The following is a 15,224-nucleotide window of genomic DNA, read 5'->3' as shown; positions in this document are numbered from 1 at the left end:
AACTTGACTAGCTCACTCGCTCAATATTTGCGCCGAGTGCAGCCAGTTTATTTTCAATTTTGTCATAACCGCGATCGATGTGATAAATACGATCTACGATGGTTTCGCCTTTCGCGATACAACCAGCAATCACCAAACTTGCCGAAGCACGTAGATCCGTTGCCATCACTTGTGCACCACTTAGAGATTCAACGTCACCACAAATAACCGTGTTACCTTCAATCTCCGCTTTCGCCCCCATACGCATCAGCTCAGGCACGTGCATAAAGCGGTTTTCAAAGATAGTTTCAGTGATCACGCCGCCGCCTTTCGCCATCATGTTCAATAGCGTAAATTGCGCTTGCATGTCTGTCGGGAAACCAGGGTGAGGCGCAGTGCGAATACTTACTGCTTTTAACTCGCGGTCTGTCATATCAACAGAGATCCAGTCTTCGCCTGTCTCCACCAATGCGCCCGCTTCTTCTAGCTTCGCTAGAACCGCTTCAAGCAAGTGACCGTTGGTATTACGACAAACCACTTTACCGCCAGATACCGCTGCAGCTACTAGGAATGTCCCCGTTTCAATACGGTCTGCTACGACACTGTGCTTGCCGCCACCTAAGCGCTCAACACCTTCGATAGTGATGGTGTCTGTACCCGCGCCAGAGATTTTCGCGCCAAGTTTATTTAGGAAATCCGCCGTATCGACGATTTCAGGTTCGCGCGCTGCGTTATCTAACGTTGTAGTACCTTCAGCCAGAGCTGCTGCACACATGATGGTAATGGTCGCGCCAACGCTCACTTTGTCCATCACGATGTGCGCGCCTTTCAGACGACCATCAACTTCAGCTTTCACGTAACCATCTTCAAGTGTGATGGTGGCGCCTAGTTGTTCCAGGCCAGTAATGTGCAAGTCAACTGGACGTGCGCCGATAGCACAACCACCAGGTAGAGAAACTTGACCTTGACCAAAACGAGCCACAAGTGGGCCTAACGCCCAGATAGAAGCACGCATGGTTTTAACTAAATCATAAGGAGCGCAATATTCATTGATGCTGCTTGGATCGACGTGAACAGAACCGTTACGGCTTACTTTAGCGCCAAGGCGTTTTAGTAGCTCCATGGTTGTGTCGATATCGCGAAGATGTGGTACGTTTGCCACTTCTACAGGCTCTTCAGCCAAGATAGACGCAAATAAAATAGGCAGTGCTGCGTTTTTTGCACCAGAAATGGTCACTTCACCAACTAGTGGTTTATCTGACCCAATAACTCGAAACTTTTCCATCAATAAACCTTAAAGCGACATCAGTTTCTTATCACGAGCCCACTCTTCCGGTGTGAACGCTTTGATCGATAATGCGTGAATGTCGTTACGCTGGATGTATTCCATCAGAGGACCATAAATCAATTGCTGCTTCTTAACGCGGCTCATTCCCTCGAAACAAGCATCAACAGCAACCACTTCATAGTGGCTACCTTCACCTTTTACATGCACTTCTTGAAGGTTTAGTGCTTCTTCTAATAACTGTTGTACTTTTGCGCTGTCCACAATTTACCCCTGATAATTCTTTATGTGTTTGGCCACTAAAGATTCAACGTTGCTAAGTTGAAACAAAGTGCGCAGTTGCGCCGGCACGAAACTGAGCATTATATGACAGTTTTGCTTTTTTGCATGCTCTAATAAGTGGATTAACATCACCATTCCTGCAGAGTCGACTCGTTCGATCTCTTCTAGTGAGCATTCCAGTTCTTTTTGCGACGGTTTCCACTGCTGGGCAAAGGCCCACAATGACGGCACTGAGTCTCTATCCAGCGCCCCCGTTAGTGTTAACGTGTCTTGTTGCAACTGCCACTGTGCGTGAGACTGAGCCATTACTTTTTCGCCTCAAAGCGAATTGGCTCCGCTGCAAGTTTTTCAAGGTCTTGCGCTACCGCAAGAATACCGTCTTGGCGAATTTTGGTGTTCCACTCAGATTGCTTACTTGAAAGTAAACTAATGCCTTCTGCAACCATGTCGAACGCTTCCCATTCGTCAGTTTTGTTGTCTTTACGCAGTTTAAATTCTAGTTTGATGTTTGGACGAGGCGCATCAATGATCTCAACTTTGATGCTGGTAATACGCTTAGAGTCGTCTAATTTCGGCTCTGGACCAAACTCAATTTGTTGATCGCTGTATTGCGTCAATACTTGTGCGTAAGACGCAATCAAGTAAGCACGGAACGCATCGACAAACTCTAGCACGTCTTCACGTTTTGCCCCTTTCAAGTTAGGGCCAAGCAGTTTCAGTGCTGCGTAACGGTCGTTGACGTAAGGCATCAGCTCTTGCTCAACAATCACCTTTAATAGATTAGGATCTTGTTTGATTTTTGGCTGTTCTGCTTTTAGTCGGGCAAATGTCACTTCAGCCACTTGCTTCATCATTTGATATGGCTGAGTTTTATCCACTTCTGCCGCGCCAACACCAAAAGCGGTAAGCACCACTGAAAATGAAAGTAATAGTCTAGCTAACATAGTTATTCCTTACTTGAACCGTCTGAACCACCAACGCTGTAAAGTACCTGACCAATTAAGTCTTCAAGTACTAACGCAGATTTAGTGTCTTCGATGGTATCTCCGTCTACCAGCATAGCTTCGTCATCAAAAACAAACCCTGGTACTAAACCAATGTACTGCTCACCGATCAACCCTGACGTTAGAATTTGTACGCTGGATGTTTCTGGAAATTGATTGTACTGGCTGTTAATTGACAAGCTGACCACTGGCAATAAGTTATCTGGATTCAGAGTAATGTTACTTACACGACCGATAACCACGCCTCCAACTTTCACCGGAGAGCGTACTTTCAAGCTGCCAATATTATCGAACTCGGCTTTGAGGGTGTAAGTATCACCAGAGCCAATGCTTTTTACGTCAGCAACTTGAAAAATCATCACAAGAATCGCGCAAATTCCCGCTAATACAAAGCTGCCAACCCATAATTCTGTTTTACGTGTTTGTTGCATGATTAATTCCCAAACATCAATGCGGTCAGTACAAAGTCTAGTCCCAGTACTGCTAAAGAAGAATGCACAACAGTGCGCGTAGTTGCTCGGCTGATCCCTTCCGAGGTAGGAATCGCATCGTAGCCATTAAATAGAGCAATCCAAGTTACCGTAATGGCAAACACAAAGCATTTGATCATGCTGTTGCCGATATCTTGTCCCAACTCAACAGAAGATTGCATGGCTGCCCAAAAGCTGCCGTGATCCACACCTTTCCAATCCACACCGACGAGCTGTGCCCCCCAGATGCCAACAGCCATGAAGATCATCGCAAGTAGTGGCATTGAGATAGCCCCAGCCCAAAAACGTGGTGCAATCACTCGTTTCAGTGGGTCAACCGCCATCATTTCTAAGCTTGAAAGCTGCTCAGTCGCTTTCATCAAACCAATTTCTGCCGTCAGCGCAGAGCCTGCACGTCCAGCGAAAAGAAGCGCAGTAACCACCGGCCCAAGTTCACGCAGTAGTGACAACGCGACCATCTGACCAAGACTGCCTTCCGCGCCGTAATCCACCAGCACTACATAGCCTTGCAAGCTAAGAACCATGCCGATAAACAAACCAGACACGACGATAATAGCCAGTGATTGCACGCCAACGGAATACAACTGTTTGATGAGTAGAGGAAAACTTTTAGAGGGTTGAGGCTTAGAGAAGATAGCGCCAACAAGCATCAAGGTTGCACGGCCAAAAGCTTCACAGATGGCGAGCGTGCGTTTTCCTAATGAAGCGACAAATTGAATAAAGCTAGCGACCATCAAATAGATCCTTTTCGATACTTTGCGCAGGAAAACGAAACGGCACTGGGCCATCTGCATCACCTTGTAAGAACTGCTGCACTCGCGGGTCTGGGTTTTGACTCAACTCCTCTGGCGTGCCAAACGCGATGATCTTGCCATCTGCTAGTAGGTAAACCCAATCAGCAATACTCATGACCTCCGGTACATCGTGTGATACCACAATAGACGTAAGGCCTAGAGCTTGGTTTAAGTCTTTGATCAACTCAACCAAAACCCCCATGGTAATGGGGTCTTGTCCCACAAATGGTTCATCGAACATGATTAAATCAGGGTCAAGTGCGATGGCACGAGCCAATGCGGCGCGCCTCGCCATACCGCCCGAAAGCTCACTTGGCATTAATTGCGCAGCTCCGCGCAGACCAACCGCTTCGAGCTTAAGCAGCACCATAGTACGAATCAAATCTTCTGAAAGATTGGTGTGTTCACGCAGTGGAAAGGCCACATTGTCAAACACATTCAAATCCGTGAATAGAGCCCCGGATTGAAACAGCATGCTCATTTTCTTACGAGCGTTGTAGAGTTTTTTGCGAGAAAGAGTCGGAATGTTGTCACCATCAAACCAAATCTCTCCTTGTTCGGGATACAACTGACCGCCAATTAAACGGAGCAGTGTCGTTTTACCGATTCCCGATGGTCCCATAATCGCCGTCACTTTACCTTCAGGAACATGCAGATCAATACCATCAAAGATCGTGCGATTTCCTCGTGAAAAAGTGAGGTTGTTCACGGTGACTAAATCGTTGTTCGACATATCATCTCTTCTACTGTCAGAGCATTAACGCTCGCAGAGTTGTCAAGTCAATCCACTTCCGAATAGCGCTAAGGGTTCCCTTATCGCCGCTTCGGTACATTTATTAGGCTGCAATCATAAGCACATTGGCTTGGAATTTAAAGCACTGTTCGATTAAATAAAGCCGACCAAATTCAAGCTATTCTCCATAAATTATGGCCTGATCGTCACCAAGTGTTTAAATCCTAGACCAGAATCGTCACTTTATTTGCAATGATTGAATGAGTGACAATTACATACATTTTCGTTACTAACCTTTAATTTATTCGTTGTTTATCTTCCATTTTAAGCTGCAAAAGGTCAAAATTAGCGGTTACTCATTTCACTCATTTAATACTTAGGAATTCTCATGCTCGAAGCCGTAGCGTTGCTTATCGTCGGTCTTGTTTTACTTGTTTGGAGCGCAGATAAACTTGTTTTTGGTTCTGCAGCTATAGCCCGCAACGTCGGTATTTCACCCTTAGTGATCGGTATGACCATTCTTGCAATGGGCTCATCAGCACCAGAAATGATGGTGTCAGCAACAGCCGCTTGGGACGGTAAAACCGATACCGCTGTCGGTAACGTTTTGGGTTCAAACATTGCTAATATTGCCCTAATCCTAGGTATTACTGCGCTGATCAAACCTCTTTCTATTAGTTCTGCAGTTATCCGTCGCGAATTACCATTAATGATCGCAGTAACCGTACTAGCCGGGATTTTACTGTGGAATAGCCACCTTGGTTTTTATGAAGGTGTCTTACTATTTGTTCTGTTTGGTGCTTTTTTATTTGCTATGTTGCAAATCAGCCGCAAAGAACAAAAATCTGGCGATGCGTTTCTTGAAGATCAAGAATCAGAAATCCCACAAGGCGTTAGCAACCCTAAGGCCATCATGTGGGTGGTTATCGGTTTAATATTGCTTCCTTTGGCAGCAAGCCTGCTGGTCGACAATGCAGTTATTATTGCTAAGCATTTCGGCATGAGCGACCTAGTGATCGGTCTGACAATTATTGCCATCGGTACGAGTCTTCCTGAACTTGCAGCATCACTTGCTGGTGTACTGAAAGGCGAAGACGACATGGCAGTTGGTAACATCATCGGCTCGAACGTTTTCAATATTTTGGCGGTAATGGGCCTTCCTGGCATCATTAACCCATCCACACTAAGTGAATACGCAATGGGACGTGACTTCTGGGTCATGCTTGGCGTGTCACTGTTGTTAGTAGCAATGTGTTTAGGTAAATCACGCAGCATCAACCGCCTCGAAGGGGCGATTCTGTTTACGTGTTTCTTGGGTTACCAAGTGTACCTATTTGCCAACATGGCCGCTTAATACCATTAATAAGTAGAGACAAATTGGAGCCCTGATATGTCCAATCCATTTGATTTTCGCGCTGCAGCTAAACAAGTTCTTGATATCGAAGTCGCGGCTCTGCAAGAGCTAGACAAATACTTTGATGAGCAGTTTGAACAAGCTTGCGAATTGATCCTTTCCAATAGCGGCAAAGTTGTCGTGATGGGTATGGGCAAATCAGGCCACATTGGCAACAAGATTGCAGCAACGCTTGCCAGCACAGGTACATCAGCGTTTTTTGTTCACCCGGGTGAAGCAGCGCATGGTGACTTGGGTATGATCAGTGCGGGTGACATTGTTATCGCCATTTCTAACTCTGGCGAGTCCCATGAAATCTTGTCTCTCTTCCCAGTTCTAAAGCGTTTGAACATTAAAATCATTAGCATGACGGGCAAGCCAGAATCCAACATGGCCAAACTGGCTGACTTGCACTTGCAAATCACTGTCCCTCAAGAAGCTTGCCCACTTGGCCTTGCACCAACCAGCAGTACTACAGCAACTTTAGTAATGGGCGATGCGCTAGCAGTTGCCCTACTTCAAGCGCGTGGATTCTCAGCAGAAGACTTCGCTCTCTCACATCCTGGTGGTGCTTTAGGAAGAAAATTGCTACTTAAGCTGTCTGATATTATGCACTTCGGAAATGCATTACCGAAAGTGTCTCCAGATGCGTTGATTCGCGATGCACTTTTGGAGATTTCAGAGAAAGGTTTGGGAATGACCGCCATCGTGGACGAGCACGATGCTATGCTTGGTATATTCACCGATGGTGACTTACGCCGCACTTTGGATAAGCGCATTGATATTCATACCACGGCTATTGGTGAAGTCATGACGAAAAATCCAACCACGGCACATCCAGAAATGTTAGCAGTGGAAGGATTGAACTTAATGCAGAACAAAAACATCAACGCACTTATCCTATGCAAAGAAGATAAAATCGTTGGCGCATTAAATATGCATGATTTACTAAAAGCTGGTGTGATGTAATATCGGCAACACGAAACATTCAAACGATTGATTACACAGATTAAGGCAATAGTCAGGGAAGTACTGAGCTAAACAAAAGGCCTTTAATATATGAGTTTTACTCGCCTTATTTATTTGCTCTTGGTTTTCGTCGTCGCATGGTGTGGTTATTACCTGCTCACACCAAAAGGTAACGATGCAATTCAAGTAGCCCCAGACACCGAGCTGCCATTGTTCAGCGGAACTGGTTTAGAAAACATCACCTATGGTGAAGATGGTGTACGTAGTTACATCATCCGCTCCAACAACTTAGATTACTATGCTAAGAGTGGAGAAACGATTTTTAACAGCCCTACCTTGATGGTTTACCGAGAAGGTAACGTCGTCGAGTGGAAGGTAACAGCCACAAGAGCTGTTTTAGATGAAGACCAAGTGCTGACTTTGTACGACAAGGTCTTAATGCAAAACCTATTACCGGGCGCCAGTTTCGATACGATGGCGACCGATAAGTTGGTCATCAATCTAACCAATCGTGATTTTAAAGCCGATCAACAAGTAATGTTGGTTGGACCGCAATTTGAAACTACTGGAGGCGCGATGCACGGAAACTTAAAACAGCACACCGCGACTCTAACGAATGAAGTTCAAGGTCGATATGAAACCGTTACACCTTAGTCTACTGGCACTAGTATTAGCAGCGCCTCAAGCGTTTGCACTTAAGTCGGATACTCAACAGCCGGTTTACATTAACTCTGACACCCAACAGGTGGACATGAAGAGTAACCAGGTCATTTTTAAAGGTGATGTCTCGCTTAAGCAAGGCAGCATCAATATCGATGCAGATAGAATTGTCGTCACTCGCGATCCAAAAACGGAAGCAATCAAACAAATTCAAGCATTTGGTAAGCCTGCGACATTTTCGCAGCTGATGGACGATGGTAAAACGTTAAGTGGTCAAGCAACCGAGCTCGATTACCGCATCTCGACTGACGAACTGACCATGAAAGGCCAAGCACAGCTCGCTCAAGATGGTAACACCATCAAAGGCTCATCGATTCGTTACCAAATCGGTCAACAGAAGTTGGTGGCTGACAGCTCTAAAAACGAGCGTGTAACCACGATTTTGCAACCAAATCAGATAGAGAACTAATATGGCGGTACTGAGTGCAAAAAATCTCGCAAAAAGCTACAAAAAGCGCAAAGTCGTCACCGATGTTAGCTTAGAAGTAGAATCTGGTCAGATTGTGGGTTTACTTGGTCCTAACGGTGCTGGTAAAACCACCTCGTTTTACATGATTGTTGGTCTGGTACCTCGCGATGAAGGCACCATCACCATCGACGACAAAGACATCAGTATTTTACCAATGCACAGCCGCTCTCGCATGGGTATTGGCTATCTACCGCAGGAAGCGTCGATTTTCCGCAAACTGTCCGTGGAAGATAACATCATGGCCGTATTGGAAACTCGCCAAGAAATGACCCGCGAAGAGCGTCAGGACAAGCTGGAAGATTTGTTGGAAGAATTCCACATACAGCACATAAGAACCAGTGCGGGTATGGCACTATCGGGTGGTGAACGTCGCCGAGTAGAAATCGCTCGAGCTCTTGCGGCAAACCCACAATTCATTTTGTTGGATGAACCTTTCGCAGGTGTCGACCCTATTTCGGTTAATGACATCAAGAAAATCATCGAGCACCTACGCGATCGTGGCCTTGGTGTATTAATCACAGACCATAACGTACGTGAAACACTGGACGTATGTGAAAAAGCCTATATCGTAAGCCAAGGGCACCTCATTGCATCGGGAACTCCGGAAGAAGTTCTGAACAATGAACAGGTGAAACAAGTTTATCTCGGCGAACAATTCCGTCTATGATTACATTAGGAACGGTAAGATTCTGAGCATTACAAGGTAAGTAACACTGAATGAAACCTTCATTACAACTCAAGCTAGGTCAACAGTTAGCCATGACGCCACAGTTGCAACAAGCGATTCGCTTGCTGCAGTTGTCGACTCTCGATCTTCAACAAGAAATCCAAGAAGCGTTGGACTCAAACCCGCTATTGGAAGTTGAAGAAGGCCACGAAGAACCTCAAGCAAATGGTGAAGACAAATCAGCACTCGAAACTGCTGACAACAGTGCTAACGAGCCAACAGAAATCGAAGTTCCTGATAGTTCTGACGTCATCGAAAAGTCCGAAATCAGCTCAGAGCTTGAAATCGACACAACTTGGGATGATGTCTACAGCGCAAATACGGGCAGTACCGGTTTAGCGTTAGACGATGATATGCCGGTCTACCAAGGCGAAACCACAGAATCGCTGCACGATTACTTAATGTGGCAACTCGACTTAACGCCTTTCAGTGAGACCGACCGTACGATTGCCATTGCCATCATTGATGCGATTGACGATTACGGCTATCTGACCCTATCTCCTGAAGAGATTCACGAAAGCTTCGACAACGAAGATATTGAGTTGGATGAAGTCGAAGCCGTGCGCAAACGCATCCAACAGTTTGACCCGCTTGGTGTGGCATCGCGGAACCTGCAAGAATGCTTACTCCTGCAACTTGCAACCTTCCCAGAAGACACGCCTTGGCTTGCGGAAGCCAAAATGATTCTTGCCGATCACATCGATCACCTTGGTAATCGCGATTACAAACTGGTCATCAAAGAAACTAAGCTAAAAGAAGCGGATCTACGCGAAGTATTAAAACTGATCCAACAGTTAGATCCTCGTCCGGGCAGCCGCATTACCCCAGACGACACAGAATACGTCATTCCGGACGTATCGGTATTTAAAGATCATGGGAAATGGACCGTTTCCATCAACCCTGACAGCATTCCAAAGTTAAAAGTTAACCAACAATACGCTCAATTAGGCAAAGGCAACAGTGCGGATAGCCAGTACATTCGCAGCAATTTGCAAGAGGCAAAATGGTTAATTAAGAGCTTAGAGAGCAGAAACGAGACGCTACTCAAAGTTGCAAGATGTATTGTTGAACATCAACAAGATTTCTTCGAGTATGGTGAAGAAGCCATGAAGCCAATGGTACTCAATGATGTAGCCTTGGCGGTGGACATGCATGAATCCACAATATCTCGTGTTACGACACAAAAGTTCATGCATACGCCACGTGGCATTTTTGAATTGAAGTACTTCTTCTCCAGCCACGTCAGTACAGACAATGGCGGAGAATGTTCGTCAACAGCAATCCGTGCACTCATTAAGAAACTGGTCGCGGCAGAGAATACTGCTAAACCACTTAGTGACAGTAAGATTGCTGCTCTTCTGGCTGACCAAGGGATTCAGGTCGCAAGACGTACGATAGCTAAATATCGAGAATCCTTGGGTATTGCCCCTTCAAGTCAGCGTAAACGCCTACTTTAAGGCACTAACTGAAAAGGAAAGTCTATGCAAATCAATATTCAAGGCCATCACGTTGATCTTACCGATTCAATGCAAGACTATGTTCAATCTAAGTTTCAGAAGCTCGAAAGGTTCTTCGACCATATCAATCAAGTACAAGTTGTACTTAAAGTTGAAAAAATTAACCAAATCGCGGAAGCTACACTCCACGTAAATCATGGCGAAATCCACGCATCAGCCGATGACGAGAATATGTATGCCGCGATCGATTCGCTGGTAGATAAATTGGTTCGCCAACTTAATAAGCACAAAGAAAAATTAAACAGTCATTAATCATGCAACTGAGCGAAATACTGTCATTGGACTGCACGAAAAGTGCAGTCCACTGTACGAGTAAAAAACGCGCCCTCGAAATGATCAGCCAAATCGTCGCTGAACACACGGGCCAAGATTCTACCGAGCTGTTTGAGTGCATGCTCAACAGAGAGAAAATGGGCAGTACTGGTATCGGAAACGGTATTGCAATCCCACATGCACGAATGCAATCTAGCGACAAAGCCATTGCGGTACTTCTGCAATGCGATGAAGCAATTGAATTTGATGCGATTGACAATCGACCTGTCGACCTTTTGTTTGCACTCCTTGTACCAGAAGAACAGTGCAAAGAGCACCTCAAGACTCTATCCTCTATGGCAGAACGTCTGAGCGACAAGCAAGTACTGAAATTGCTACGCAATGCTCAGAGTGATGAAGAACTCTACGACATCATGATTCACCAATAAGCAGGACGATCACCATGCGATTAATTGTTGTTAGCGGGCACTCTGGTGCAGGCAAAAGTATTGCGTTGCGCGTGCTAGAGGACTTAGGGTACTACTGTGTCGACAACCTACCAGTAAACCTATTGGATGCGTTTGTGCATTCCATCGCTGACAGCAAGCAAAATGTTGCGGTGAGCATTGATATCCGCAACATCCCAAAAAAGCTCAAAGAACTGACTGGCACGTTAGAGCAGCTAAAAACTGAACTCGATGTAACCGTACTTTTCTTAGACGCTAATAAAGAAACCTTGCTCAAACGCTACAGCGAAACTCGTCGCATCCACCCGCTATCATTAGGCGGTCAGTCGCTATCGCTCGATCAAGCTATCGAGCGAGAAAAAGAGATCCTGACACCACTAAAAGCGCATGCGGATTTAATCCTCAACAGTAGTGGTCAATCTTTGCATGAACTGAGTGAAACAGTTCGCATGCGAGTAGAAGGACGTGATCGCAAAGGCTTGGTGATGGTGTTTGAATCATTCGGCTTTAAATACGGCCTTCCGTCTGATGCAGATTACGTATTTGATGTGCGATTCCTACCGAACCCACACTGGGAACCTGCACTGCGCCCACTGACGGGTTTAGATGCTCCTATCGCTGCGTTTTTGGAGCAGCACCAGTCGGTATTGAGCCTCAAGTACCAGATAGAAAGTTTTATTGAAACTTGGCTACCTTTGCTCGAAAAAAATAATCGCAGCTATCTCACCGTAGCCATTGGCTGTACTGGCGGCAAGCACCGCTCAGTGTATTTAACCCAACAGATTGGCGAGTACTTTGCGGATAAAGGGCATCAAGTTCAGATTCGTCACACCTCGCTCGAGAAAAATGCTAAGGAGTAGCAGTGGAGTTAAGTCGTAAAGTATTGATTCAAAATCGTCTTGGGTTACACGCACGCGCTGCAGTTAAGTTGGTAGAACTTGCGCAAAGCTTTGATGCTGTAGTAACCATCGACAACGAAGAAGACAAAACCGCCACCGCAGACAGCGTGATGGGGCTGCTGATGTTGGAATCGGCTCAAGGACAATACGTAACGATTCATGCCACAGGCGATCAAGCAGAGTTGGCACTCGACGCTGTATGTCATCTGATTGAAGACAAGTTTGACGAAGGCGAGTAATTTACTCGCTTTTTTAGTTCCAATCTCTAGCCTCCAAACTGAATAGAGCGCAATCCCCTTTCCTAGCTAAAAAGTACAGCGATATCTCTCCCAAATCTTTGCGACTGCTCTGGTCACTCAGCAAATAATTTTGTCCTGTTTCACAAGTTGTTATTAAAAGGTGCCTAGAATTAAGTTATTATTCAAAGCATTGTAAATATCAGGAATTGGGAGGAACGAATGGCAGAGCAAATAGAATTCGACCAAGCTCACCAAGCCCTCCAAGAAGTCACAGAAGCGCTGGAAAACGGCCGCTTCGTCCATGTTCGTCGTCAGCTTCAGGACATGGAACCTGAGGATATTGCTCACCTTTTAGAAGCATCCCCACGTAAAAGCCGTGAAGTTCTTTGGCAACTTACCGACCCCGAAGATTACGGTGAAATTCTTGACGAACTAAACGAAGACGTTAAAGACAGTCTTGTATCAAAAATGGCTCCCGAAGACCTTGCAGAGGCGACGGAAGGCATGGATACCGATGACGTTGCGTACGTCCTACGTAGTTTGCCAGATGATCTTTCTCGTGAAGTTCTCTCCCAAATGGATTCAGCAGATCGTGCTCGCGTCGAGACGGCACTGTCTTATCCTGAAGACACCGCTGGTGGGTTGATGAACACCGACGTTATCACGATTCGTGGTGACGTTGATGTCGACGTAGTCCTGCGTTATCTGCGTATGAAGGGCGAACTGCCTGAAGCCACCGATGCGCTCTACGTGATTGATGACGAAAGCAAACTGATTGGCGAACTCCCAATCACGACACTTATCACGACCCAACCCGACGTAAAAATTATCGACGTCATGGAAGATGCTGACGATGCGATTACCGTTGACACCAGTGACTCAGACGTTGCTAGCCTGTTTGAACGTCGTAATTGGGTGTCAGCGCCCGTAGTGGATGAAAACCAGCACCTTGTTGGTCGTATCACCATTGATGACGTGGTTGACGTTATTCGTGAAGATGCCGAACACTCAATGATGAGTATGGCGGGTATGGACGATGACGAAGATACCTTCGCTCCCGTCTTCAAATCCGCGCGTAAACGAAGTGTTTGGCTCGGAGCCAATGTCCTAGCTGCATTAGCTGCAGCTTCGGTTTCCAACATGTTTGAAGCCACGCTGGACCAAATGGCGGCAATTGCGGTCTTGATGACCATCGTGCCATCCATGGGTGGTGTTGCAGGTAACCAAACCGTTGCACTGGTTATTCGTGGCCTTGCTTTAGGTCATATCGGTGATTCGAACAAACGTGAACTATTGATGAAAGAAGCCGCAATCGGTTTGCTTAACGGCATCATGTGGGCGTTGATCATCGGTGGTATCGTTGTGGTTTGGAAAGGTAACTGGATGCTCGGAGGTATCATCTCTGCCGCCATGTTGACCAACCTGTTCGTGGCCGGGGTTGCAGGGGTAACCATCCCTGTCCTTCTGAAGAAGATGAATATCGATCCTGCCCTTGCTGGCGGTATGGCACTGACGACTGTCACTGATGTGATTGGCTTGTCTGTTTTCCTCGGTCTCGCAACCTTGCTGATCTAAGCCAGTAGCCAACGATGAACATTAAAAAAGCCTGATGAATACATCAGGCTTTTTGGTATTTCCGCGCTAGTAACTATTATTCACCTGCGACTTTCATTGTGTCGAGCAAGATAGAACCGGTTTGGATTTGTGAGCGTGTTTCAATATCACTACCAACGGCCACAATCTTGGTGAACATGTCTTTTAGATTACCGGCGATGGTAATTTCAGAGACTGGGTATTGGATTTCACCGTTCTCAACCCAGAAGCCTGCCGCACCGCGAGAGTAATCACCCGTTACCACATTTACACCTTGGCCCATCACTTCTGTTACCAAAAGGCCTGTGCCCAATTCCTTCTGCATTTGCTCAAAGTTTTGGCCTGTCGACTTCACGTACCAGTTGTGAATACCACCAGCGTGACCAGTTGGATCCATCTTCATCTTGCGAGCGGCATAACTGGTCAGTAGATAGGTCGCCAACACACCATCGGTAATGATTTCACGATCTTGCGTATAAACACCTTCGCTATCGAATGGGCTGGAAGCCAAACCGCGCAATACATGCGGACGTTCTGAAATATTGAACCATTCAGGCAAGACTTGTTTACCCAAGTGATCCAGTAAGAAAGAAGATTTGCGGTACAGGTTGCCACCGCTGATCGCCATCACTAGGTGACCAATCAAGCCAGTTGCCACATCTGCCGCAAACATAATTGGGTATTGGCCCGTTTTCAATCGTTGAGCATCCAGTCGGCTTACAGTATTTTCCGCCGCTTTGCGGCCGACGGTTTCTGGCGTCCACAAATCATCGCGATGGCGGGCAACGGTATAGCTGTAGTCACGTTCCATTTCACCATTTTTGCCCACGCCAATAACGCAGCAGCTTGTACTATGGCGGCTAGACGCGTAGCTTGCTAACAAACCATGGCTGTTTCCGTACACTTTGACGCCATAGTGGCTATCGTAGCTTGCACCGTCACTTTGCTTGATTGCATCGCTGTAGCTTAGCGCTTCTTTCTCAGCGGCAATCGCCACTTGTGCTGCGTAGTCTGGGTCTGGAGAGTCTGGGTGGAAAAGGTCAAGATCTGGCACCTCTTTCACCATAAATTCTTTCGGCGCTGGGCCTGCGAATGGGTCTTCAGATGTGTAATGAGCGATATCAAGCGCGGCATTCACTGTCTGTTCAATCGCCGCTTCACTCAAATCAGATGTGGAAGCGCTGCCCTTACGTTGGCCTCGGTAAACGGTAATGCCAAGCGCACCATCACTGTTGAACTCGACATTTTCTACATCACCCATTCGAGTGGAAACACTCAAACCTGTGCTTTTAGTAATTGCGACTTCTGCTGCATCCGACTTCGCCGACGCGAGCTCCAATGCTCGTGCCACGGCTTGCTCTAGCTCGGTACGTTGCTCAGCAACCTGCTGTTTAATATCCATTGTCTTTCA

At 46.4% G+C, this 15,224-nt stretch carries 19 protein-coding genes; 11 read left to right on the top strand and 8 right to left on the bottom strand.

Translation table 11 applies throughout. From position 1 onward, the window contains the following. Nucleotides 1-7 precede the first annotated feature (7 nt). The 7 genes from murA to mlaF are packed head-to-tail and all read right to left on the bottom strand — an operon-like array spanning nt 8 to nt 4,568. Nucleotides 8-1,264, bottom strand: coding sequence for a UDP-N-acetylglucosamine 1-carboxyvinyltransferase (gene murA, locus ACF8EG_RS05425; RefSeq protein WP_005455110.1), 1,257 nt, complete (start codon nt 1,262-1,264; stop codon nt 8-10). Between the two features lie 9 nt (nt 1,265-1,273). Beyond that, nucleotides 1,274-1,528, bottom strand: coding sequence for a BolA family iron metabolism protein IbaG (gene ibaG / locus ACF8EG_RS05420; protein ID WP_005484869.1), 255 nt, complete (start codon nt 1,526-1,528; stop codon nt 1,274-1,276). Nucleotides 1,529-1,531: 3 nt separating this feature from the next. Beyond that, nucleotides 1,532-1,852 carry a lipid asymmetry maintenance protein MlaB gene (locus ACF8EG_RS05415; RefSeq protein ID WP_005455113.1) on the bottom strand — a complete coding sequence of 107 codons (321 nt, stop codon included), beginning with the start codon at nt 1,850-1,852 and terminating at the stop codon, nt 1,532-1,534. Then, nucleotides 1,852-2,490, bottom strand: coding sequence for a phospholipid-binding protein MlaC (locus ACF8EG_RS05410; RefSeq protein WP_005478835.1), 639 nt, complete (start codon nt 2,488-2,490; stop codon nt 1,852-1,854). The genes ACF8EG_RS05415 and ACF8EG_RS05410 overlap by 1 nt, the downstream gene beginning before the upstream one ends. A 2-nt stretch (nt 2,491-2,492) precedes the next feature. Next, nucleotides 2,493-2,981 carry an outer membrane lipid asymmetry maintenance protein MlaD gene (gene mlaD, locus ACF8EG_RS05405; protein WP_005455116.1) on the bottom strand — a complete coding sequence of 163 codons (489 nt, stop codon included), beginning with the start codon at nt 2,979-2,981 and terminating at the stop codon, nt 2,493-2,495. Nucleotides 2,982-2,983: 2 nt separating this feature from the next. Continuing rightward, entirely contained in the window at nt 2,984-3,775 is a 792-nt protein-coding gene (mlaE, locus tag ACF8EG_RS05400; RefSeq protein WP_021454015.1) for a lipid asymmetry maintenance ABC transporter permease subunit MlaE, read from the bottom strand. Then, nucleotides 3,765-4,568, bottom strand: coding sequence for a phospholipid ABC transporter ATP-binding protein MlaF (gene mlaF / locus ACF8EG_RS05395; RefSeq protein ID WP_005455119.1), 804 nt, complete (start codon nt 4,566-4,568; stop codon nt 3,765-3,767). Before mlaF ends, mlaE begins: the two co-directional genes overlap by 11 nt. A 388-nt stretch (nt 4,569-4,956) precedes the next feature. Between mlaF and ACF8EG_RS05390 the strand changes: the two genes are divergently transcribed. The 11 genes from ACF8EG_RS05390 (at nt 4,957) to mgtE (ending at nt 13,795) form a co-directional block, all read left to right on the top strand. Then, nucleotides 4,957-5,922 carry a calcium/sodium antiporter gene (locus ACF8EG_RS05390; RefSeq protein WP_005455122.1) on the top strand — a complete coding sequence of 322 codons (966 nt, stop codon included), beginning with the start codon at nt 4,957-4,959 and terminating at the stop codon, nt 5,920-5,922. Between the two features lie 36 nt (nt 5,923-5,958). Continuing rightward, entirely contained in the window at nt 5,959-6,930 is a 972-nt protein-coding gene (gene kdsD, locus ACF8EG_RS05385; protein WP_005484881.1) for an arabinose-5-phosphate isomerase KdsD, read from the top strand. Nucleotides 6,931-7,020: 90 nt separating this feature from the next. Beyond that, the gene (gene lptC / locus ACF8EG_RS05380; protein ID WP_020841312.1) at nt 7,021-7,584 is read left to right on the top strand and encodes an LPS export ABC transporter periplasmic protein LptC; all 564 of its coding nucleotides are present in this window, start codon (nt 7,021-7,023) and stop codon (nt 7,582-7,584) included. Then, the gene (gene lptA / locus ACF8EG_RS05375) at nt 7,565-8,059 is read left to right on the top strand and encodes a lipopolysaccharide transport periplasmic protein LptA (protein ID WP_005467803.1); all 495 of its coding nucleotides are present in this window, start codon (nt 7,565-7,567) and stop codon (nt 8,057-8,059) included. Before lptC ends, lptA begins: the two co-directional genes overlap by 20 nt. A 1-nt stretch (nt 8,060) precedes the next feature. Next, nucleotides 8,061-8,786, top strand: a complete 726-nt coding sequence (gene lptB, locus ACF8EG_RS05370) for an LPS export ABC transporter ATP-binding protein (protein ID WP_005467801.1) — start codon at nt 8,061-8,063, stop codon at nt 8,784-8,786. Nucleotides 8,787-8,836: 50 nt separating this feature from the next. Beyond that, nucleotides 8,837-10,303 (top strand): RNA polymerase factor sigma-54, encoded by a 1,467-nt coding sequence (locus ACF8EG_RS05365; RefSeq protein ID WP_005484866.1) that lies wholly within the window; start codon nt 8,837-8,839, stop codon nt 10,301-10,303. Nucleotides 10,304-10,327: 24 nt separating this feature from the next. Next, on the top strand, nt 10,328-10,615 hold the full coding sequence (gene hpf, locus ACF8EG_RS05360; protein WP_005467451.1) for a ribosome hibernation promoting factor: 288 nt from the start codon (nt 10,328-10,330) through the stop codon (nt 10,613-10,615). A 2-nt stretch (nt 10,616-10,617) separates the two neighbouring features. After that, nucleotides 10,618-11,064, top strand: a complete 447-nt coding sequence (ptsN, locus tag ACF8EG_RS05355; RefSeq protein WP_005467453.1) for a PTS IIA-like nitrogen regulatory protein PtsN — start codon at nt 10,618-10,620, stop codon at nt 11,062-11,064. Between the two features lie 14 nt (nt 11,065-11,078). Further along, on the top strand, nt 11,079-11,942 hold the full coding sequence (gene rapZ, locus ACF8EG_RS05350; RefSeq protein ID WP_005468663.1) for an RNase adapter RapZ: 864 nt from the start codon (nt 11,079-11,081) through the stop codon (nt 11,940-11,942). Nucleotides 11,943-11,944: 2 nt separating this feature from the next. Next, entirely contained in the window at nt 11,945-12,220 is a 276-nt protein-coding gene (locus ACF8EG_RS05345) for an HPr family phosphocarrier protein (protein ID WP_005468661.1), read from the top strand. 219 nt (nt 12,221-12,439) lie between these two features. Continuing rightward, nucleotides 12,440-13,795, top strand: coding sequence for a magnesium transporter (gene mgtE / locus ACF8EG_RS05340; RefSeq protein ID WP_005468659.1), 1,356 nt, complete (start codon nt 12,440-12,442; stop codon nt 13,793-13,795). 76 nt (nt 13,796-13,871) lie between these two features. Here mgtE and pmbA read toward each other — a convergent pair whose 3' ends face one another. Then, complete coding sequence (pmbA, locus tag ACF8EG_RS05335; protein WP_069488097.1) at nt 13,872-15,215, bottom strand: metalloprotease PmbA; 1,344 nt, start codon at nt 15,213-15,215, stop codon at nt 13,872-13,874. Between the last annotated feature and the right edge of the window lie 9 nt (nt 15,216-15,224).

The sequence above is a fragment of the Vibrio sp. YQ_11 genome (genome assembly GCF_043103065.1).
Lineage (GTDB): Bacteria > Pseudomonadota > Gammaproteobacteria > Enterobacterales > Vibrionaceae > Vibrio > Vibrio parahaemolyticus.
The sequence above is the reverse complement of the archived record's forward strand: the minus strand, read 5'-3'. Positions and strand labels throughout refer to the sequence as shown.